Origin of the sequence: Methanococcoides mangrovi (assembly GCF_052057775.1) — an archaeon.
In the GTDB taxonomy this organism is placed as follows: Archaea; Halobacteriota; Methanosarcinia; order Methanosarcinales; family Methanosarcinaceae; genus Methanococcoides.
The window spans coordinates 635,628-656,605 of the sequence record NZ_CP195121.1 but is presented as its reverse complement, the minus strand read 5'-3'; the positions used below and the strand labels follow the sequence as shown (position 1 = coordinate 656,605).

The window sequence follows — 20,978 nt, the reverse complement described above, 5'->3', positions numbered from 1 at the left end:
CAACTATTCCCCGAGGGAGTATCCAATAAGAAACTTGGACTATATATACCAGTATCTTTAATCTACCTAATATCTGAAAGATACTTAATTCCGACACCCAACCCAAAAAAGGAGAGACCGAATAATGTATTGCTACCAATGTGAAGAAACAGTTAATGGTCAGGCATGTACCAAAGCAGGTGCCTGCGGAAAGAAACCGGAAGTTGCTGACCTGCAGGACCAGCTTACCTACGTCCTCAAAGGCATCGCATACTACAACTCAAAGGCACGTGAGAACGGCATCACCGATCCAAAGGTGGATAAGTTCATCATGAACGGTCTGTTCGCCACCATCACCAACGTTAACTTCAGCGCAAAGGACTTCCAGAGATATGTCAGGGAAGGACTTGAGATAAGGGATGGCATCAAGCGCAACCTTGCAACAAGGAATATCAACCTGGGACAAGCAAAGGACCTTTCGTTCGGTGACAAGATCAAAGCAACACTCGGCATGTCCGATCCGGAAACCAGATTTGATATCCCTGCTGCCTCCATCGTCACACCCGAATCCCTGAAAACAGCAAACACAGGCATCCTTGCCACACAGAACGAAGACATAAGATCACTGCGTGAGATACTTACCTATGGGCTCAAGGGTCTTGCAGCCTATGCACATCATGCAAATGTCCTGGGATACAGTGATGACAGTATATTCGCATTCACAGAAAGAGCACTTGCCGCAACCATGGATGATACACTTTCAGTTGATGACCTTGTCGGACTGGTTCTCGAATGTGGAGAATACGGTGTAAAGGTAATGGCATTGCTGGACGAGGCGAACACAACCACCTATGGCAATCCTGAACCAACCGAAGTCTACCTTGGTGTCAGGGACAATCCGGGCATCCTCATCAGTGGTCACGACCTAAAGGACATGGATCAGCTTCTCAAACAGACACAGGGAACCGGCGTTGACGTCTATACCCATGGTGAGATGCTTCCTGCAAACTACTATCCGGCATTCAAGAAGTACGACCACTTCGTCGGGAACTACGGAGGATCCTGGTGGGCACAGAAGAGCGAGTTCGAGAAGTTCAACGGCCCCATACTGATGACAACGAACTGTCTTGTTCCGCCAAAGGAAAGCTACATTGACAGGATCTATACCACAAGCATCGTCGGGTTTGACGGTGTGAAGCACATCGATGCTGACGCGAACGGAGCAAAGGACTTCTCTGCCCTGATCGAGCAGGCAAAGAAATGCAAACCTCCTGAGCAACTGGAAGACGGTACCCTTGTCGGAGGATTTGCCCACAGTGCAGCCCTCTCTGTTGCTGACAAGATCGTAGAGGCCGTCAAGGGCGGAAAGATCACACGCTTCGTGGTCATGGCAGGTTGTGACGGTAGGCACAAGGAAAGGGATTACTACACTAAATTCGCAGAAGCCCTCCCTGAAAGTGCGGTCATCCTCACAGCGGGTTGTGCAAAATACCGCTACAACAAGCTCGACCTCGGGGATATAGACGGCATCCCGAGGGTACTCGATGCAGGACAGTGTAATGACTCATACTCCCTTGTGATCATCGCACAGAAACTTGCAGAGGTCTTCGGACTTGATGACATAAACGAGCTGCCGGTCTCATACAACATCGCATGGTATGAACAAAAGGCGGTCCTTGTCTTGCTCGCACTGCTGTACCTCGGTGTCAAGAACATCACACTTGGTCCGACACTGCCTGCATTCGTCTCCCCGAACGTACTTAATGTCCTTGTCGAGAACTTTAACATAGCACCCAACACAACCGTCGACGAGGATCTGGAAAGGCTGCTCTAAAGCCTTTCCTTTATCCCCTATTCATCCTCATCCCCCTTTACTTGATCCCCTCCGTAATGATATTCATCCTGTGATCTTTTTCTTTTTTAGATGTTAATTGAAGACTACAGAACAAGTAGCTAAAAATTCTTTTATAGCAGCATCAAACAACATATAATTGTGGAGAACAACCTGGAAAGATCAAAAGGAAAACAGAACAAAGTATGGAAAATACTACTTATATTTGCATCAATTGTTTTTCTGTCAATAGCTGCATCGATGATAATAATTGACCAGCGTTATTACCCGGGAATACTGTACCTTATCACGGCAATATTGTACCTCAGCTCTGCCTATCTTATTGCCACCGGCAGGGCCAACATAATGAAAAGTCCGTCTAATGAGAAAGCATCTCTTGTACTGGGTTTTGTCATACTTACGCTAGGACTGGCACTTAACGGGATATTCTGGGGTGTGGGTTTCGTCCTTTTCCTGGCAGGCATACTCTCTATCCGCAAGAACAAAGATTGAACTATTTTAAAGAACTGGCAAAATATACCGGAAAGAAGCATATATAATAGGCAAATGTTAATTTGTCTTATATAGATAAATCAATATCCTGATCAATATTAGAAAAAGACGGAGACGCTGATGAGACCAGAAACAAAAGCCGAACTTATTGCCGTAGGCAGCCTTGATATAGAACCATCCCTTCTGGGTAAGATCACAGTCCCTACAGCGGGACCGGGAGCAGGAAAGACAGCATTCTTCTTCCGCTCCGGCAACCAGAGGGTAAGGCTCGGACTTAACAAGGACTCCCCTCTCAAAGCAGTTGCAGACGGAGATGAGATCGTAATAATGAGAGATGGAAGGGAGATCGTAAGGGGAGAGATAGAGGAAGAACTTATCCATTGTCCGGAACAGGCCTACATAAACATGACAGAGAAATGTATCTTTGACTGCAAGTTCTGTCCTGTCCCAAAGCTCAACGGCAAGGTCAAGACCATTGAAGAGGTCCTGGAGCTTATTGAAGAGGCAAATGCCACCGGCAAGATGAAAGGTATATCCATCACCTCCGGCGTTGATAAGTCAGTTGAAGAGGAATTTGAAAGAGCCCTCGAGGTCGTAAAGGCCGTGAAGAAATATGGAGTGCCCATCGGCGTTGCAGTATATCCGACAGCGGATTCCAACAGACGCCTGAAAGAGGCAGGTGTTGACGAGATCAAGTACAATGTTGAAACAATGGACAGGGAGCTCTACAAGAAGGTCTGCCCCGGACAGGACATGGAAGAGATATTGAAGACCCTCAAGGAAGCCGCAGAGATATTCGGAAAGAACAGGGTGTGTTCCAATTTCATCATCGGTCTTGGTGAAACGGACGAAGCTGTGGAGAAAGGCATACGTGAACTGGCCTCCCTTGGAGTTGTACCAATACTGAGGCCTGCAAGCAAGCACCCGTTGCGTGAGGGAGAGGTTTTCATTGATCGGCCTTCAAAGGAAAGGCTGCTTAAACTTACAAGACTGCTTCGCAGGATCCTGGACGAGAACGGGCTTCGTGCAGATGTGTTCAAGACCATGTGCCTGCCATGTACCGGTTGTGACATGAATCCTCACACAGACCTCTGTGAGGATGAGGACTGATAGAACAGTATGCAAATTCTAAGGAGGCATAAATGACAGGAACAGGAAATGAGCCCGGATTTGAAGCCTCCATTGAGATGACGGACGCAGACTTTGAATTTGCAGTTACTCCAATGTCAAAGGAGTTCGTGATCAGAACATTTGAGAAATATGACCTGAGATCAATCGTCTATTTCGGGGAAGAGATGTTCTATGTGGCACAACAGGACATGGAGCCATATCATCCAATGTATGCTAACAATCCATATCCGGAGGAGATCGAACTTATATTCGACCTCATGGTAACGGAAAGGATACACAGGATAGAATATATAGATAATGTCCTGAAGCGAAGTCCTATTGAAGAACATCCTGATATCTGATCATGGATAACAGTAAAATATGATACAACTGATACAGAACGACGATGAAATATGATCGAAAAATTGTATAAAGCCCCTATTGTCTATATAATGCTGGCAGGCATACTGATCACTGCCTTCCTCTTCAACAGCATGTTAAAGTTTGCAGATGAAGGAAACGTTGTCATGGTGATCCTTCTCGGAATTTCCATAGGAATTATTGCTATATTCCTCACGAGGGCATTAAGATACCAGAGATACAGCGATCTTTTTCCAAAATGATAATTCAGTCAAAATAAACAGATAAGACATGATCAGGCTGAACGCACAGCCCGATCGATCTCGTTTTTCCAATCCCTTGCATCAGTCACTTCAAGGACATGCTTTTTTGCACCATCACGTAACTCTGAGATGATGAGCTTCTGCTTACTGAACATCCCGGAACCGGTTACTTCCGAACCAACAATATCCTTTAATTTAAGGTCCAGTGATTCTTCCCCGACAGATGATATAATGACAATCCTGCGGTTGGTCAGAATGATAACATCGCCCTTTGCCAGCTCCAGCCTGAGAAGTGATTCACCCCTCATGTAATCGGCCCTTAGCTGACCAAGGACTTCCAGGACCTTATCCATATTCCTTGGGCGAATACAGATCACTTCGAATCCCTTCTTACCCACAACCATAAGGAGATCCTTACCTGACTGTGAAAAACCAACAATGTCCTTTACCTCTATGCGGCGTGAGATCTCCTGCTTTTTAGAGAAAAGCCCTCCTGAGCTCTGCTCGAAGTAGATGTGCCTGTTAGTAATGACCAGTGTAAATCGCTTGCTATCAACACTTACAGCTTCCCTGAGATGTACAGATTCACCTGTCTTAAGCACAACACCCGAGGAGGTGGTATTCTCAGCAACCCCTGAAACAGCTGCAGGAGCATCACCGCAATAGTGGTTGAGCATTGAAACAAGTAACTGCCCTTCAATGAGTTTCACATTATGTTCTGCAGCTTCCCTGTATGCATCTTCAGTGAAAGTGGAGGTTGTGACAATTATAACACCATCGACCTTTTCCCTGTAGCGGAGGCTGCTATATTCCCTTACCTCTTTCACTCCCACCGGGTTAAGATAACGTTTGACCTGAACGAGCCACCGGTGTGAAAGGCCAAAATGTTCAATGCTCACCTCCACATCGACACCACCGTCCTTTGAACGTGATGTTACATTTGCCTTATACCCCATCTTCCTGAAAAGAGAAGCTACGAGGTTCTCAAGGTCATAGGGATCGGTTTCCAGAAGCTGGTCCAGTGACCAGATAGAAATAGCGCTCATTTGTCAACCGTATAGGTAAGCCCGCATTCAGAACAGGAATATGTGATGGTCGTTACTTCATTCACTTTCTTTTCCGTACTTACCATCCATGTCCCACATGTTACACATTTCTGGTCAAAGAGTGAGCGATCAATTTGTTTTTTTTCAGCCCTTCCTTTCATAAGGTCACCGTACCTTTCTCTTTGTATAATGTTATTGAAACCGCCATCGTGAGTAAGTCTGCATGGTTTTGTGCATTTTCTGGACAACCATACAAAACTTTAAATCATTTCACAACATTAATCTGCATACACACAAAAGTATATGGTAGATTATAATACCATATCAAATATTAATATTATTATAAAATTTAGGACAGTTCTCACAACAGATAAGGTGAGCACAATGGATGATTTAGAAAAGATCAGGCAACAGCGATTGGAACAGATCAAAAGCAACCTTGAAGCAAGATCATTCCCGGACAGTCCCCTTCATGCAACAGATTCTAACTTTAACGAGATCACATCAAAATATCCCGTAGTGGTTATTGATTGCTGGGCAGAGTGGTGCGGGCCTTGCAGGAAACTTGTACCTGTCATTGATGCACTTGCAAGGGAAATGCAGGGGAAGATCGTTTTTGGCAAACTGAACACTGATGAGAACCAGAACACTGCAAGGAATTTCAATATCACAGCCATACCCACACTTCTGGTATTCAAAAATGGAAAGCCAGCCGGACAGATCGTGGGAGCGCTCCAGAAAGAACAGCTCGTTGAAAGACTGAACAAATTAATCTGAGAATTAACGGAAGATGATATAATGTCCCATAAACCAAGATTTGCAGCGAATCCGGGGGTCAGGCTCCTTGACCTCAAATCAAGTTCAAAGCCTTTCTTCATCGTAGCTTCCGTGGAGGTCGGGAACACCACGACCAAATGTATCCTGACAGCTACAAATATGGATGAAGGAAAGACATATCACGTCACAAAGACGGTCAGGATGACAAGGGATGTCAGACCGCCAAAGGCCGGAGAGACAGTCTTTGGCAGAACACTCAACGGAGTGGAGCTAACCCGTGAATCCGTGGCCGAACTTGTCAGGGATACTCTTGTGGAAGCTGTGAAACAGGCTCACCTTGACATCGAAAAGGACGTTAACTTTGTTGTTCGCTCCACAGGAGTTGTCGCAGGATTCGATGCACCCGAAGAGGTGGGAGAGTTCATCAAGGCTCTTGCAGAAGGATGCCTCCTTGCAGGAGTACCACCAAAGAACATGACACCACCGATGAGCGTGGAAAACCTTCCGGAAAAGTTCCAGAAACACAGCAAACTGGACAAGGTCTTCTTTGACGGGGCTGTTGCCAGTGTACTGCCACCTACCGGTGCCACCGGTGTTGAGATCGTGGCCAACGAGATGGAAGGAGAACTTGCTACAGCAGGTATCAAGGAAGGTGCCAAATGGGTGGACGTGGATTTCCGTAACCCATGCCTTTCCATGGACTTCGGAACAACCCTCGATGGCAGGATCATCAGCCCTGATGAACCATATGCAAAGACCATCGGTAACTTCTGCGGATATGCAGGAGCGATACCGGATGCACTTCTCAAAGGTACCGGCCTCGTCGACAGCAAACTTGGTACTGCCCTGGATGTTTTCAAGGACATACATACCGACAGGCTCACAGTGATGCTCAAGGGCAAGAAGATAAGGGAATACGCTGACAAGGTGCTCGATCACATAATCATAGAAAAGGTACCGGAGGACAGGAATAGGTACGGTAGCGTTCCTGTGAACCCTAAAGCTGCAAAGGACATCGGGGTCGTGCTGATCGGATGTGATGTTGGTGTGAACGGTAGCGACATGGACAAACTCTCAATGCTGGGCGGTGAGATCTACAACAAACTTGGCGTCAAGGTGCTTTTCGCAGTCATAGATGAGGTCATGGCACAGGTCATATACCATCTTGTAAAGGTCGCAAAGGATGAAGGGCTTGTATATCCGGAGACCACCATCGGTATCACCGGACGTGCCGGCATCAGCGGCGACAAGGCAAAACTGGCATTGAAGTACCTCGAAGGCCTTGGAATGAACAGCAAGATAGAGGAGAACGTTGTCTTCGTGGATGACGGGCTTGCAAGAGGTGCCGCGGTCATGGCCAGATGTATGAACTCCCTGGGAACGACTTTCAATCCTCTCGGAGGCCATCGGGGCGGAAAATGTATCCTCGGCCACCGTATGAAACTTCAGAACAAATGATCGAAATAGCAGGCTTCCGGGCCTGCTTATCTTTTTATTTTTGTTTGACTTAATTAGTTTAAGTTAATTTAGTTAAATTAATTCATTTAACGCTACTTCGTTTTACTTTCCGGAAGAAGCCTGTTTCCTTTTTATGGCATCTTCGACCGCCTGCTTGTGGAGTTCCGAGGACTCATGGATACCACCCATCTGGCCCCTGACCGCACGGCACGGATACTGGGAGACCAGCAGTCCTGCTTTGGAGCCGGCCTCTTCCACAGGAATACCAGCAAGGGAATTAGCCATATGCCAGGTACTTCCGCAGGGAGCGCCACGTATCACATTCACCTTTGATATTTTGCCATCTTCGATTTCAACATCAAGCACAGGATCTCCGAAGAAGCAGGTGAAATCATCCGTTGCAGGGTCGGATTCCAGATTGCAGCAGATCTCATCGACCTCTATGAAGATACCGTACTCTTTTGAGATCGCTTCAAGTTCCTTGACAGGAGCCTTTGAAGTACCTCCGGGAACGATAAGCGCACGCACCCCTGCCTTTCCGGCCATGCGTGCTATTTCAGGAGTGATGTCAGGGTGCAGGGAATATGTGATGATAATGTCAGAATCGAACACCTTCATATCAAAATCCAGCGTGGAAAAGAACTCATCCGGCTCATCGATAAAATCCGGAAGATATGCGGGAAGCTTGGCGACGATGACCTCCATATCTGTCTTCGAGCGCACGGTTTCCACGAGCCTTGATCCGTATTTTCCGCGCAGTATAACTCCTAGCTTTGTCATTATCACTACCTTCCTGTGCTATTATTGGAACAGCGGTATATTAATATTGTTTGTTGTTAAACATTAGTATAACTGCTAAAATATTAAGGTAATAGAATTTAAGGTGAGATAAATGGAAGATATTGATCAGTCAATGGTATATTTCAGGTGTAACGTATGCGATTTTGTATTTCAGGCAGATCCTAACTTCTTCCCAATACCATGTCCCCAGTGCGGCAGCGAGGATACCTCAAGGACCTAAATAGACGACAGAAGATCAGAGAACATAAAGTTAAGAATGTAGCAGTATATCTGACCTTCATGAAAGGAAAGCTCATAACACTGGAAGGTATCGATGGGTCCGGGAAATCCACGATCACCCGTTTCTTGAACTCCCATCCTGCCTTTTCAGATGCGGTCTTCACAAGGGAGCCCACCACCAGCTGGATAGGTGAAGCCGTCTACAAGGCCATCGGATCCGACACGGATGACCTTGCCGAACTTATGCTCTTTACTGCAGACCATGCAAACCACATCGCAACCCTGATACGACCGGCACTTGAAGAAGGAAAGATCGTCATCTCGGACAGATACTCGGACAGCAGATACGCATATCAGGGCGTGACCCTCAGGGACAGGTTCGATGACCCCATGGAATGGGTGCAGCAGATCCATAAAGGATGGACGATCGTTCCGGATCTTACAATACTCTTTGATATCGACCCGGAAATATCGGTTGAGCGCTGTGGCAAAAGAGGGGAGCAGACAAAGTTCGAGAAGATTGGGCTCCTGAATAGTGTCAGGGAGAACTACCTCAGGCTTGCAGAGAAAGAGCCGGAAAGGTTCGTTGTAATAGAGACCGACAGGGACCTAAAAGAAATAGAGAACGATGTGTTGCAGGCAATCACATCGATCATTGAAAGTTAAAGACCGTTCGCATCTGCGAACTTTATGAGGGTCTCTCCAAGTTCACGTACATACTTGGGGTTCAGATTAAAGCGGCTCCTTTTCTGACCGCTTCTTTCCTTTGCGACCTCAACATATTCACTGTCATATTTTTCACTTTTCGCAAGGGTCATGGTAAGATACCAGCCACCTGCCATCTTTATCTCCATGTATTCTTCGCCTTCAGAAACATTCTCATTCTCTTCTGCCATAGTATCACCAGATATGTAATTGTAATTTTTCATTTGTTGATAGGATCTGTTCAATTCAGATCCACTTACTGTAACATTGTAACAGGGATCGAGCCATTATACAAGGCAGTAGCCACCAGTGCACCTTTGATGCCGATGTCCTCAAGCTGCCTGATGTCCTCCGGACCCCTTACGCCTCCGCCAAGAAGGACGTCGTGTTCACAAACATCTGCTATAAGACTTAAGAATTGTGCATCGAATCCTGCCGAGGTCCCCACCATATCCATATCAAGGAAGATCACATCATTGATATCAAGCCCGTTGAGGATCTCAACGATCTCGAAAGGATCATCGGGCATTGAAGGATCGGATGAAAGTATGGAACCATCCTTCTTATCGATACTCACGTTGACCCTTGAAGGGTATTCCAAAGCTATCTTCGAAATCGTGTCCAGGGAAGCGGTCTCAGTACCAAGTACCGGATGTGATGCAAGATCAATTACGGAAAGTATGTCCTCAAAAGAAATAATTCCTGCATCCAGCATGGTCTCACTTTGTGCTGAAACACCCCTGATCACATCAAAGTTGAAATCAGGAGAACCCTCCACCTGAAGGCGGTTGAGGTCTGCGATATACACTTCTTTTGGCCTCAGGTCCCTAACGATCTCCACGGGATCCGATGTCGTGCATATGGAACTGGACTCATGTACCGGACGGTACTTCCGGCGATCACCGCCCTGTGCATGGACAGCATTATGGTTATATACATCAAATACAAAGACAGTTCGAAACATATTTAATCGATACTTTATTTTCATCTTATAAAAAAGAGGCTAATACATGAAATTACTGGTAAGTCCTATTAACACTGAAGAAGCAATGTCTGCACTCAACGGCGGAGCAGACGTAATTGATATCAAAAACCCAAAGGAAGGTTCACTGGGTGCAAACTTCCCGTGGGTCATCAGGGATGTAAAGGAAGCGATCGAGGGTAAAAGACCTATCAGTGCAGCACTTGGTGACTTCAATTTCAAGCCGGGTACCGCAGCACTTGCTGCATACGGAGCTGCATCCGCTGGTGCAAGCTATGTGAAGATCGGGCTCTACGATGTAAAGACCGAAGAGCAGGCACTTGAAATGATGAAAGGTATCGCCGACTCTGTAAAGGGAATGGATGTAAAGGTCGTTGCCTGCGGATATTCAGACTATGAGAGGATCGATTCCATTGATCCAAAGCTGCTCCCTGCTATCGGAGAGAAAGCAGGTGTAGACCTTGTGATGGTAGACACGGGTATAAAGGACGGACGTTCCACCTTCGAGTTCATGAACGAAGACGACCTCATCGAGTTCGTTAACGATGCCCACTCCCGTGGACTTGAGACTGCAATTGCCGGAACCATCAAGTTCGATGATATTCCTGCATTGAAGCGCATCCAGCCTACTATCATTGGTGTGCGTGGAATTGTATGTGGCGGAGACCGCAACACTTCTATCAAGCAGGAACTTGTTGAGAAATTAAAGAGTGAGATCTGAAAGGTCTCACATAATTCTGTTTTTGCAGTGGCACTACTGCATCATCTTTTATTTATACTATTAATGTAGAATTTAATCTGTAGGGGATCCTGCAGTTTTTACACCAGGCACTGCCTTTCCTTTAGATTGTCCACTACAGGTAATCGATATGTCAGAAGACCTTATTGTCCATGTTGCAGAAGCAAACCACCGTGATGCAGGAAGAGGCATCGCCAGGCTTGCCAACGAGCTTATGCAGCAAATAGGTGCAGTAAGCGGGGACATAATCGAGATCAAGAACAAAAAAAGAACCTATGCGAGGGTCCTGCCGGCAAACCTTGATGATGAGGGGAAGAACATAATCCGCATCGACGGCAACCTTAGAAGCAATGCAAGGGTAGGGATAGATGATCAGGTAACCGTCAGGAGAGTTGTTGAAAAGGAAGCTGAAAAAATAACCCTTGCACCTACACGCGACTTCCCCCAGGAAAGGCTATCACGCTCCATACATAGAAATCTGGAAGGGCGGCCTCTGGAAAAAGGACAACGTATCAGGATAGAGACCGTTAACAACCCTATTACGCTGATCGTGAGGTCCACAGTCCCCCAGGGTCCGGTTGTTGTAAGCCGCACAACACACATCGTCATGGACAAACCAATCGCTGAAACTGAGACCAGTGAGGAGATCTCCTATGAGGATATCGGGGGACTGAAGAGAGAACTTGGACTGATGCGTGAGATGATCGAACTTCCGCTTCGACACCCGGAGCTTTTTGACAAGCTGGGTGTGGACCCTCCAAAGGGAGTTTTGCTCTACGGGCCTCCCGGAACAGGAAAGACCATGATCGCAAAGGCGGTTGCAAGTGAAAGTGAAGCTAACTTCATACCCATCAGCGGACCTGAGATCATATCAAAATACTACGGCGAGAGCGAGCAGAAGCTCCGCGAGATATTCGAAAATGCGGAAAAAGAAGGGCCATCGATCATATTCATAGACGAGATCGATTCCATTGCCCCGAAGAGGGATGATGTTGTCGGGGAAGTGGAAAGAAGGGTCGTTGCCCAGTTGCTCTCACTTATGGACGGGTTGAAGGGAAGAGGAAAAGTAATAGTCATAGCAGCCACCAATCGTCCGAATTCCATTGACCAGGCTTTGCGCCGTGGCGGTCGTTTCGATCGTGAGATCGAGATAGGGATACCGGACAGAAGTGGACGATTGCAGATATTATATGTCCATACCAGAGGGATGCCAATAGAAAAGGGCATGCGCCTTGAGATGATAGCCGACATGACCCACGGTTTCGTAGGTGCTGATCTTTCCTCACTGTGCAAGGAGGCGGCAATGCATGCCCTTCGCAGAATGCTTCCAAAGATAAGCATTGAAGAGGAGATACCTCCTGAGATAATGGAACAGCTGGAAGTTACTGAAGCTGATTTTCTTGATGCACACCGGAACATCGAACCATCCGCACTAAGGGAAGTTTTCGTGGAGGTCCCGCATGTCACATGGGATGATATCGGCGGACTGGAACAGGTTAAACAGGAACTCATCGAGGCTGTGGAATGGCCGCTGAAATACCCGGAGATGTTCGAAAGTATCAACACTGCCCCTCCAAGGGGAATTTTACTTTTTGGACCGCCGGGAACCGGGAAGACACTTCTTGCAAAGGCTGTTGCAAATGAAAGTGAGGCTAATTTCATAAGCATCAAGGGCCCAGAACTTCTCAGCAAGTATGTTGGGGAGTCCGAGAAGGCGGTAAGGGAAACTTTCAGGAAAGCAAAACAGGCGTCACCGACAGTCATTTTCTTTGATGAGCTTGATTCCATGGTCCCAAAAAGAGGAATGGGATTTGACTCACAGGCAACAGAACGTGTTGTCAGCCAGATACTCACCGAGATAGACGGCATCGAGGAAATGAAAGACATCGTAATCGTTGCGGCCACCAACCGACCGGACATCATTGATCCTGCACTCCTGAGACCGGGCCGTTTTGACAGGCTCATCTATGTCAAAGCACCTGAGAAGCAGGAGCGTATCAGGATATTCAGGATACATCTTGAGGGGAAGCCGCTAGCGGATGACATCAATCTCTCCGAACTTGCAGATATGGCAGAAGGCTATGTCGGTGCTGACATCCAGGCCGTCTGCAGGGAGGCCGCAATGATGGCATTGAGAGAGAGGATCAGACCGAAGATGACAAAGGAAGAGGTACAGGAAGCGGCTTCAAAGATAGTGCTTGAAAGGTCGCATTTCAGGGAAGCACTGTCACGGGTCAGACCATCTACATCGGGAAACGAGATGAAAATGTATGTGGAAACCGCCCGTATGTTCTCAAGATCTACAGCTTCTGAAGAGAATATGGACCGAGGGAAAAGTGAATAAATGCCCGGATACAGATATTTATCATAAACAGGGGGACTAAATAACGTTAAGGCAGAGATTTGTAATAGATACCAGTGCTTTGACCGATCTCCAGACAAGGGAAATGATGGGGATCGAAAATCTTTGTGAGGGGATGCGTACAATACTTGAACTGATAGCTGAAGCAAGACTTCATCTGCAGATCAGCTGTTATGTCCCGTTCCCTACCGTATACAAAGAACTTCACGAGTTCGCAAACAACAATGATTGTGATGCAGAGGTCATCGCGAAGATCGATACCTGGCTTGTCAAAAAAGCACCAGACAGGCATGAAGTGAAGATCCCTTCCCACATCTTCCACGAGTATGTGGCATACATGCGCGAACGTATCAACAAGGGCATGAACGTGGCGGAAGAGGCCATCAGGGAGGCATCCGTACAGTGCCTTTCGGTAAATCCCGAGACAGATGCCGGCTATGATGTGGACAATACGATAGACCGTGAGCTTATCGGGGGCATTGTGGGAAAGTTCAGGAACAAGTACCGTTCAGCACTTCGCTATGGTATACTTGACAGTGCTCCGGATATTGACGTACTGCTGCTCGCAAAGGAACTGGACGCCGCGGTTGTGGCGAGTGATTACGGGATCCAGAAATGGGCAGAGCAGCTTGGTGTCAGGTTCGTGCCTGCAACAACGTTCCCTATGATGCTTCAGGAGTATCTCAAGCACACACCTTCCAGCGGGAACGGAAGCGACGAAACAAAAAATTGAGCTTTAAGCACCAACAATGAACGAGACCAGTGCGAAGAGCATTGCGAACTTGAACAATTTTGAAGAGCGTGCAGCATCGTTCTTTCCAAGTATCTGATAGACGGCTATAAGGAAAAAGATGTCTGCAATTGCAACCACAAAGAGGTAACTCTCGTTCAGAATCGACTGGAGATACGGGACTGGGCTTGCGAGCATGGCAATGAAGCCGAAAGCTGCAGCCAAATAGGATGCTTTTTTTGACCCGATCAGGATCGGTAAGGTCCTTGCACCTTCCTTCTTGTCACCTTCAACATCCTCGATGTCCTTTACGATCTCACGGGCAATGGTAGCAAGTGTTGCCAGCAGGAAAAGGACGATCACTGCCTGAAGACCTTCCATTCCGAAGACAGCACCACCGAAAAGGAACGTGGAACCGGTAAGGTAACCTACCGAAGCATTCCCGAAGAAAGGGGTCCGTTTCAGGCTTTTTGCATAAAGTATGAGAACGATCGAGTTCAGCAATGCAATGATACCACAGAGGACATTGACGAGAAATGCCAGTACTACACCTGCGCCAAATAGCATGAGGGAGAAATACAGGGCACTGCTTAGTGAGACCCTTCCTGAAGGGATCGGCCTTGATGGTTTGTTCACTGTATCTATATCGATATCGAAATAATCGTTCAGCCCGTTGCCGGCACCTGTAACGAAAAAGACGATAAGGAATACAAGTGAGGCATCATAAAATGAGAATAATGCGGGTGAATCTGCGGAAGAAAGAATGTTGTACGCTATCAGGACACCAACCAGTGCAGCAAAAGCTGCCATTGCACAATTACCTGCACGCATCAGCTCAAGATAAGAACGCATTTTTACTTCCCTCTTCAGACAAAGTTACCTGCTACGTCCGACATCCAGCATACGGTCAAGGGACCTTTTTGCACCCAGGCGGACCTCTTCAGGTACGTTCACGACATTCTCCATGTTCTCCAGTGAACGTAATACCGACTGCAGGTTGATCATTTTCATGTCAGGACAAAAAGCAAATTCTGAGACCGGATAGAATCTCTTATCAGGGTTCTCAAGTTCCAGCTGGTGCAATATTCCCTGCTCTGTGGAAATAATGAAATCATTGCATGCAGACTCTTTTGCATATTTCAGCATGCCTGTTGTACTGAACACATGATCTGCATCTTCGAGAACTCTGGAACGGCATTCCGGATGTGCCATGACCTCTGCATCCCGGTGATCATGCATAGCAAGCAGAAGGTCTTCTTCAAGGATCTGGTTGTGTACCGGGCAGTATCCGTTCCAGGGGATGATCTTCTTGTCAGTATGCTTTGCCACATAGGCTGCAAGGTTCTTGTCAGGAACGAAGATGATCTCATCAGCATCCAGTGAGTTCACGACCTCAACCGCATTTGCAGATGTGCAGCAAACATCACTTTCCGCCTTGACATCGGCCCTCGTGTTCACATAGCAGACCACCATTGCATCAGGATTCGCTTTTTTCATTTCACGAAGAGAGGAGACATCCACCATTTCTGCCATAGGGCAATTCGCATCTGCGTCCGGCATAAGTACTGTCTTCTCAGGAGAGAGGACCGCTGCACTTTCAGCCATGAAACTTACACCACAGAATACGATCACGTCTGCATCCTGATCGACCGCCTGCTGACTTAAGCCAAGGGAGTCGCCTACAAAATCTGCAATATCCTGGACCTCATTGCGTGCGTAGCAGTGGGCCAGGATCACGGCATTACGCTCTTTTTTCAAAGACTGGATCTTATTAATGATGGTTTGCCTGTCCTGCATATGATCACTTGATTTTCATTTTTCTTACCGTCCGGGTAAATTGATTACTGATGATCCCGGATGTACCCGGCCACAATAACCGGGATAAAGATTAAACCTTTGTGTTTTTGCCAGCCTTATGTACCGACCTGAAGAGGATCTGCTATCTTCTTCAAAGTGGAGATCGCTGAGAGGGCCGCCAGATAACTTGTTTTCGGATTTGTCGGTGAAGGGACATTCTCCACACGCGTTGTGAAAATTCCGAAATCGCCTTCCACGGTAATTTCATGTATGTTCCTCGAAAGAGCAGGGTTTGCAACGATCTTGACCTTTGTCTTTTCAAAACCAATACCTGCAAGGCTAAGGGAAGCTGCGACATTGACATTGGCAGGAAAAGCTTTGACAGCCTCGGTTGCCATTCCTTCGAATATCACTGTCTTTCCCTTAATAGCATCCAGGTCAATATTATTCTGGATGATATAGGGTGCCCCTGCAAGGCTTCTCGGATGTTTCTCGGTGGTCAGGGTGACCGAATGGATATCGGCTGCAGATGCAGACTTTAAACCATCAAGGCCGGCAATAGCTCCGGAAGGCAGGTAAACCTTACAGTTATATTCCCTTGCGAGGTCAGTTGTGGTCTTGAGAAGGTTCTGGTCAGCAAAAGCACCCACACTTATGGACATGACATCACATTTCGCATGAAGGGCAGCAGGCACCACTTCATAGACAGCCTGCTGGGAAGCACACTCCACTACAAGATCAACGTGCTTTGCCATTTCTACGACCTCAAGCACCTTCGGGTCAATGTTCCTGAGCTTTTCCTTCAAATCAATTACTGCCTGTTCGTGCCGGTCATATACTGCATATAGTTCGACATCTATGTGGCCGGAATCGATAGCCTTGCAAAGTTCAGTACCGATAGCACCACATCCGAACACTCCGATCTTTAGCATTCTGGACTCCTTGTGAATATGTTATTATAGTTAGGGTTAGTCAGATACCGGTCGACATGTGTAGGTTCGACCATGGTATTTCCAAATACGCTAAAAGCATATAAACCTCTTGAGGCATTAATATATGTGGTAATATGATACTGAACTGTGAGATAGAAAGATTCATCAGTGAAGATCTGGGAGCTAACGACATATCCTGTACCCTTGTTCCTGAAAAACAGGTCAGTGCAAGGATCTTTGCAAAAGAGGATTGTGTTGTGGCAGGGACCGAAGTTGCACAGAAGATAATGGAATACTTCGGGATCCGGGCGGATACCAGACTCGTTGACGGGGACGAGATCAGATCGGGGGATACAATATTTGAGATCACAGGTAATTCTGTCGCAGTACTGCGTGCCGAGCGCCTTGTACTGAACTTCCTGGGACACCTGACAGGAATTGCAACACAGACACGCAAATATGTGGGAACTGTCAGGCAGTATTCGGACACGAAGGTAGCCGGTACAAGGAAAACAACCCCAGGCATCCGAAAGTTCGAAAAGCTTGCCATCATTGCAGGAGGAGGAGATCCTCACAGGTTCGACCTCTCAGATGCCATCATGATCAAGGACAACCACAGGAACGCCATGGGACTCGAAAATGCCATTGAGGCTGCCAAAAAAATGGCTGGCTTCACGCAGAAGATCGATGTGGAAGTAGAGAGTACAGAGGATGCGGTCACAGCAGCACGAATGGGTGTCGATATCATTATGTTCGATAACATGTTACCCGGCCAGGTTATCCAGACACTGGAAGAACTGAAGCACGAAGGGCTCAGGGATGGGGTTATCATCGAGGTCTCAGGAGGCATAAACCTGGACAACATCTCTGAATATGCAAAGACAGGTGTTGATGTGATATCTGTGGGTTCACTGGTGCACAAAGCTGAATGGACCGATGTCAGTCTGGAATTCATGGACATAGATAGTTAAACCCGTTATCATAAACTATTTATTGGATTCTCTTATTGTATTGACTCTGGTAGAGTATATACTGTAAAAATAATAATAGCAATTTACTTCTGCATCGAGGGAATTATGTTTCGGTCTAAAAATTTGTTTGTGACGATAGTGGCAATAGCAATGATAGCTTTGATGTTCACATCGAACGCATCTGCTAAAGATGTCCTGTTCAATGGGAGCATAGAAGAAGGAGACGGATACCAGATCAATAATATTGTGATCGATGTAGTCGAAGTCTTTGTCGACGCTGAATCCTGTGTCTTCAAAGTATATGACCAAAGTGAGCTGATAGAAGACAAGATGATCAGCGAAGGAGATTCATTCTCTTTTGATGCAGAAGGAGAAACTATTGAGATAACATTAGATTCCGTTGCTGGCGGTATACTTCCTCGAGCAACAGTGTCCATAACTATCACAGACGATGACCCGATCTATCTTGAACAGATAATTGATGGAGGTCATGATAAGGCAGAGTTCTCAGGTACACCTGAACTGAGGATCACAAAAGAAGTAAGCTCCTATACTGTGGAACAGGGAGATGTCGTCACGATCAAAGTAGTTGTCAGGAACGAAGGTGACGGAAGAGCTACAGATGTCCGTTTCACAGATCCAAAGCCCGCAGGGTTCATCCTTCAGGAGATTACTCTTGAAGAAGCAGGTCCTATGTCAATAGACAAATATGAGGAAAGGACCATCTACCTTTATAAACTGCAGGCAAATGAACCGGGAACATTTGAACTTAAACCAACCGTTGCAACATTCTCCAATGAAGCAGAACTTGACTTCCCGCAAGCTACCTCTAACAGGCCCGTAATAACGGTCACAGGTGAAGAGAAAATTCCGGAACTTGAGTTCTCCACATCAATGGATGCCAGAAGTGTGCAAAGAGGCGATGATGTAGAGGTTACGATAAATATCAAGAACATAGGCGAAGCTTCTGCAAATGGTGTCATATTGAACATTCAGGTTCCTGAAGGGCTTGATTTTGAAAGCAACAGTGATAACATCGAAATGATCAACAATGTACCAAAAGTGTATATTGAGAACTTCGGCCTGAACCAGGAGAAGGAGATCAGATACAACATAAATCCAACTGAGATTGGAACCTATACCATCACTACAGATTACTCATACCAGTATGATGCCGGAAGCTCAGGATCCGAAGTTGTCAGCGGAGATTTCACAACAAACACACTAACCGTTGCAAAAGGTGACCTGGATTTCCTTTTAGAACAGCCATTATATGTATACGCGGTACCGTTAGTGATAATCCTTGCAATCGGAGGATGGGTCTTCTACCGTTCCAGACAATATAAATACTGATCATCAACTTCATGCATGAAGGTTTCAAGAGAGATTAAATTTGGAGGAATTATTTGCTCAATATACTGATCGTGGGAAATGGTCAATGTGGTAACCGTATCCTTGATGCGATAAACAAAGAGGCTTTTGGTGGTAAAGGCAAACTTGCAAAGTTCTACTCACAGCAGAAATACAAGAGCAATGTTGAGACTATCGCGATCAACACTGCTATGAACGACCTGAAAGAGATGAGGTTCACCAAAGCAAAGGACAGGATACACATTCCCCATCTTCATGGAGTTGGTGCGAACCGCAATGTAGGTAAGCATGTCTTTGAAGAGAACAAAGCCAATATCATGCGTCAGGTTGAGGAAAGAGGGAACTTCGATATAGGTTTTGTGATCACATCCGCATCCGGGGGAACAGGATCATCATTTACCCCTCCATTCATTGAGGAGCTTAAGAAGAACTATGATTTCCCGATATATGCGATCGTTGTCCTTCCATTCAGGGAAGAGGGTACACTCTACCTGCAGAACGCTGCATTCTGCCTGAGAGACATACGGGACAGCGGTGTGGACGGTATAATACTTGCTGACAACCAGTTCCTCAAGCAGATGGGAGGGGACGTACAGTCAGCATACAACACCATCAATGACATGATCGCAAGACGTATTCTGTTCCTTATCGATGCGCTGGACAGCGAAATGATGATGGTCACTGACCTTGGTGACTTCAAGACCGTCATGAGTGGCGGTGCAGGAGTTGCAACCATTGGCTTCTATGAGGCTGACAAAGGAACCCCCATCAAATCAGCAATACAAAAAGCAGTATCTCCATCCGGACTCCTGTTCTCAACTGATGTCTACATGGAAGGAAGCAGGGCAATGGTGATCATAAAAGGAGACAAGTCATACCTGAGCATTGACGAGATATCAACCGAAGTGGAAAAGCTCTCATCTTCTGTCGGTCACGTATTCAAGGGTATCATTGTCAGGAAAGGAGAAACACCACAGGTACTTGCAGTGCTTACACTTGAAGCTGCAGAAGAACTTGAGAACCTTTACTCTGTTGCTGTAGATGCGATCCACCAGGAACGCGAAAAGAAAGCAAGGGTTGAGGAGCAAAAAGGTATGGACAAGGCGTTCTCCCAGATCGAAGGTCTTGAGCCTGATTATTGATCACTGAAAAATATCCCTTAATGGGATATTTTCTAAACTTTTTTAACTATTTTATCCATAATTACATCCATAAGTACAGGGAATCGTCCCCCATCAATGGATTACTTCTTTTTCACAAGAGCACCATTCATTATAAATAATCCAGAAAAGATAATTGAAATGGGCACAAACCTAAACAAAGCAGGCAGACCATGAGCAGCAACTCCAAAATAATCGAGATCCGAGACCTTACCAAGATCTATACCGATGGTCTGGGGGTCAGGGCGCTTGACGGGCTGAACATGACCGTTGAGAGGGGAGAGTTCCTTTCAATAATAGGTCCATCGGGATCAGGAAAGAGCACTTTGCTTCACATGATAGGCATACTTGATACACCTACCAGCGGTACCATCCTGATAGACGGGGAAGATGTGACAACAATGTCTGACAGTGAACGCTCAAAGGCTCGTAATGAAATGCTGGGCTTTATCTTCCAGTACCATCACCTACTGCCTGATTTTTCTGCACTTGAGAATGTGATGATGCCGCTTCTGATCTCGGGGAAAAGCAAACATGAAGCTGAAAGGATCGCAAGTGACCTTCTCAAAGAAGTAGGACTTGAAGATAGGATGGACCACAGGCCCAACCAGCTTTCAGGTGGACAGAACCAGAGAGTAGCTGTCGCCCGTGCACTGGCGAACAGCCCGAAGATAATCATCGGTGATGAGCCCACAGGCAACCTGGACAGCCATTCCAGTGATAAGATATATGAGCTATTAAGAAAGCTTAACAGGGAACATGACCAGACCTTCATACTTGTAACACACGATGAGAACATGGCCGCAAAGACCGACCGCATCATACGTCTGGTGGATGGAAAAATAGTCAGTGATAATTAAGTAACGGTGGAA

24 protein-coding genes are annotated in these 20,978 nt (G+C 46.5%); 16 read left to right on the top strand and 8 right to left on the bottom strand.

Annotated features, from left to right (window positions below; translation table 11 throughout):
* Positions 1-124: 124 nt before the first annotated feature.
* The 5 genes from hcp to ACR3I3_RS03270 all read left to right on the top strand — a co-directional run bounded on the left by hcp (position 125) and on the right by ACR3I3_RS03270 (position 4,056).
* A complete protein-coding gene (gene hcp, locus ACR3I3_RS03290; protein ID WP_440953148.1) occupies positions 125-1,813 on the top strand; it encodes a hydroxylamine reductase in 1,689 nt (562 codons plus the stop codon).
* 159 nt (positions 1,814-1,972) lie between these two features.
* Positions 1,973-2,323, top strand: a complete 351-nt coding sequence (locus ACR3I3_RS03285) for a hypothetical protein (RefSeq protein ID WP_440953147.1) — start codon at positions 1,973-1,975, stop codon at positions 2,321-2,323.
* A gap of 120 nt (positions 2,324-2,443) precedes the next feature.
* Positions 2,444-3,433 carry a radical SAM protein gene (locus ACR3I3_RS03280; protein ID WP_440953146.1) on the top strand — a complete coding sequence of 330 codons (990 nt, stop codon included), beginning with the start codon at positions 2,444-2,446 and terminating at the stop codon, positions 3,431-3,433.
* Between the two features lie 32 nt (positions 3,434-3,465).
* A complete protein-coding gene (locus ACR3I3_RS03275; RefSeq protein ID WP_440953145.1) occupies positions 3,466-3,795 on the top strand; it encodes a hypothetical protein in 330 nt (109 codons plus the stop codon).
* Between the two features lie 51 nt (positions 3,796-3,846).
* Positions 3,847-4,056 (top strand): hypothetical protein, encoded by a 210-nt coding sequence (locus ACR3I3_RS03270; RefSeq protein ID WP_440953144.1) that lies wholly within the window; start codon positions 3,847-3,849, stop codon positions 4,054-4,056.
* Positions 4,057-4,088: 32 nt separating this feature from the next.
* Here ACR3I3_RS03270 and ACR3I3_RS03265 read toward each other — a convergent pair whose 3' ends face one another.
* Positions 4,089-5,102, bottom strand: a complete 1,014-nt coding sequence (locus ACR3I3_RS03265; protein WP_440953143.1) for a restriction endonuclease — start codon at positions 5,100-5,102, stop codon at positions 4,089-4,091.
* Positions 5,099-5,350 carry a hypothetical protein gene (locus tag ACR3I3_RS03260; protein ID WP_440953142.1) on the bottom strand — a complete coding sequence of 84 codons (252 nt, stop codon included), beginning with the start codon at positions 5,348-5,350 and terminating at the stop codon, positions 5,099-5,101. Before ACR3I3_RS03260 ends, ACR3I3_RS03265 begins: the two co-directional genes overlap by 4 nt.
* 136 nt (positions 5,351-5,486) lie before the next feature.
* Between ACR3I3_RS03260 and trxA the strand changes: the two genes are divergently transcribed.
* Together trxA and ACR3I3_RS03250 are read left to right on the top strand one after the other, a co-directional pair.
* Positions 5,487-5,879: a thioredoxin gene (gene trxA / locus ACR3I3_RS03255; protein ID WP_440953141.1), complete on the top strand. Its 393-nt coding sequence runs from the start codon at positions 5,487-5,489 to the stop codon at positions 5,877-5,879.
* Positions 5,880-5,900: 21 nt separating this feature from the next.
* Positions 5,901-7,337 (top strand): methanogenesis marker 14 protein, encoded by a 1,437-nt coding sequence (locus ACR3I3_RS03250; protein ID WP_440953140.1) that lies wholly within the window; start codon positions 5,901-5,903, stop codon positions 7,335-7,337.
* Between the two features lie 102 nt (positions 7,338-7,439).
* On the opposite strand, the gene ACR3I3_RS03245 is transcribed toward ACR3I3_RS03250, so the two are convergent.
* The gene (locus ACR3I3_RS03245) at positions 7,440-8,117 is read right to left on the bottom strand and encodes a DUF166 domain-containing protein (RefSeq protein WP_440953139.1); all 678 of its coding nucleotides are present in this window, start codon (positions 8,115-8,117) and stop codon (positions 7,440-7,442) included.
* A 112-nt stretch (positions 8,118-8,229) separates the two neighbouring features.
* Here ACR3I3_RS03245 and ACR3I3_RS03240 point away from each other — a divergent pair, with 112 nt between their 5' ends.
* Together ACR3I3_RS03240 and tmk are read left to right on the top strand one after the other, a co-directional pair.
* Positions 8,230-8,358 carry a hypothetical protein gene (locus ACR3I3_RS03240; protein WP_440953138.1) on the top strand — a complete coding sequence of 43 codons (129 nt, stop codon included), beginning with the start codon at positions 8,230-8,232 and terminating at the stop codon, positions 8,356-8,358.
* A 59-nt stretch (positions 8,359-8,417) separates the two neighbouring features.
* Complete coding sequence (gene tmk / locus ACR3I3_RS03235) at positions 8,418-9,023, top strand: dTMP kinase (protein ID WP_440953137.1); 606 nt, start codon at positions 8,418-8,420, stop codon at positions 9,021-9,023.
* Here tmk and ACR3I3_RS03230 read toward each other — a convergent pair.
* Positions 9,020-9,253, bottom strand: coding sequence for a hypothetical protein (locus ACR3I3_RS03230; protein WP_440953136.1), 234 nt, complete (start codon positions 9,251-9,253; stop codon positions 9,020-9,022). The two genes, tmk and ACR3I3_RS03230, sit on opposite strands and share 4 nt — an antisense overlap.
* Before the next feature lie 65 nt (positions 9,254-9,318).
* Positions 9,319-10,026: a HisA/HisF-related TIM barrel protein gene (locus ACR3I3_RS03225; RefSeq protein WP_440953135.1), complete on the bottom strand. Its 708-nt coding sequence runs from the start codon at positions 10,024-10,026 to the stop codon at positions 9,319-9,321.
* 46 nt (positions 10,027-10,072) lie between these two features.
* Here ACR3I3_RS03225 and ACR3I3_RS03220 point away from each other — a divergent pair, with 46 nt between their 5' ends.
* From ACR3I3_RS03220 to ACR3I3_RS03210, 3 genes are all read left to right on the top strand, one after another.
* On the top strand, positions 10,073-10,765 hold the full coding sequence (locus ACR3I3_RS03220; protein ID WP_440953134.1) for a (5-formylfuran-3-yl)methyl phosphate synthase: 693 nt from the start codon (positions 10,073-10,075) through the stop codon (positions 10,763-10,765).
* A 148-nt stretch (positions 10,766-10,913) separates the two neighbouring features.
* Positions 10,914-13,127: a CDC48 family AAA ATPase gene (locus ACR3I3_RS03215; RefSeq protein WP_440953133.1), complete on the top strand. Its 2,214-nt coding sequence runs from the start codon at positions 10,914-10,916 to the stop codon at positions 13,125-13,127.
* Between the two features lie 103 nt (positions 13,128-13,230).
* Positions 13,231-13,878 (top strand): RNA ligase partner protein, encoded by a 648-nt coding sequence (locus ACR3I3_RS03210; RefSeq protein ID WP_440953735.1) that lies wholly within the window; start codon positions 13,231-13,233, stop codon positions 13,876-13,878.
* Between the two features lie 3 nt (positions 13,879-13,881).
* Here the strand turns inward: ACR3I3_RS03210 and ACR3I3_RS03205 are convergent, their stop codons facing one another.
* The 3 genes from ACR3I3_RS03205 to ACR3I3_RS03195 all read right to left on the bottom strand — a co-directional run bounded on the left by ACR3I3_RS03205 (position 13,882) and on the right by ACR3I3_RS03195 (position 16,604).
* Positions 13,882-14,727 carry a geranylgeranylglycerol-phosphate geranylgeranyltransferase gene (locus ACR3I3_RS03205; protein WP_440953132.1) on the bottom strand — a complete coding sequence of 282 codons (846 nt, stop codon included), beginning with the start codon at positions 14,725-14,727 and terminating at the stop codon, positions 13,882-13,884.
* 24 nt (positions 14,728-14,751) lie between these two features.
* Positions 14,752-15,672: a quinolinate synthase NadA gene (nadA, locus tag ACR3I3_RS03200; protein ID WP_440953131.1), complete on the bottom strand. Its 921-nt coding sequence runs from the start codon at positions 15,670-15,672 to the stop codon at positions 14,752-14,754.
* A gap of 116 nt (positions 15,673-15,788) precedes the next feature.
* The gene (locus tag ACR3I3_RS03195; protein ID WP_440953130.1) at positions 15,789-16,604 is read right to left on the bottom strand and encodes an aspartate dehydrogenase; all 816 of its coding nucleotides are present in this window, start codon (positions 16,602-16,604) and stop codon (positions 15,789-15,791) included.
* A gap of 134 nt (positions 16,605-16,738) precedes the next feature.
* Between ACR3I3_RS03195 and nadC the strand changes: the two genes are divergently transcribed.
* The 4 genes from nadC to ACR3I3_RS03175 all read left to right on the top strand — a co-directional run bounded on the left by nadC (position 16,739) and on the right by ACR3I3_RS03175 (position 20,966).
* The gene (gene nadC, locus ACR3I3_RS03190) at positions 16,739-17,575 is read left to right on the top strand and encodes a carboxylating nicotinate-nucleotide diphosphorylase (protein WP_440953129.1); all 837 of its coding nucleotides are present in this window, start codon (positions 16,739-16,741) and stop codon (positions 17,573-17,575) included.
* Positions 17,576-17,704: 129 nt separating this feature from the next.
* The gene (locus ACR3I3_RS03185) at positions 17,705-18,928 is read left to right on the top strand and encodes a hypothetical protein (protein ID WP_440953128.1); all 1,224 of its coding nucleotides are present in this window, start codon (positions 17,705-17,707) and stop codon (positions 18,926-18,928) included.
* A gap of 53 nt (positions 18,929-18,981) precedes the next feature.
* Positions 18,982-20,088 carry a cell division protein FtsZ gene (locus ACR3I3_RS03180; protein WP_440953127.1) on the top strand — a complete coding sequence of 369 codons (1,107 nt, stop codon included), beginning with the start codon at positions 18,982-18,984 and terminating at the stop codon, positions 20,086-20,088.
* A 191-nt stretch (positions 20,089-20,279) separates the two neighbouring features.
* On the top strand, positions 20,280-20,966 hold the full coding sequence (locus ACR3I3_RS03175; protein WP_440953126.1) for an ABC transporter ATP-binding protein: 687 nt from the start codon (positions 20,280-20,282) through the stop codon (positions 20,964-20,966).
* The last annotated feature ends 12 nt before the right edge of the window (positions 20,967-20,978 follow it).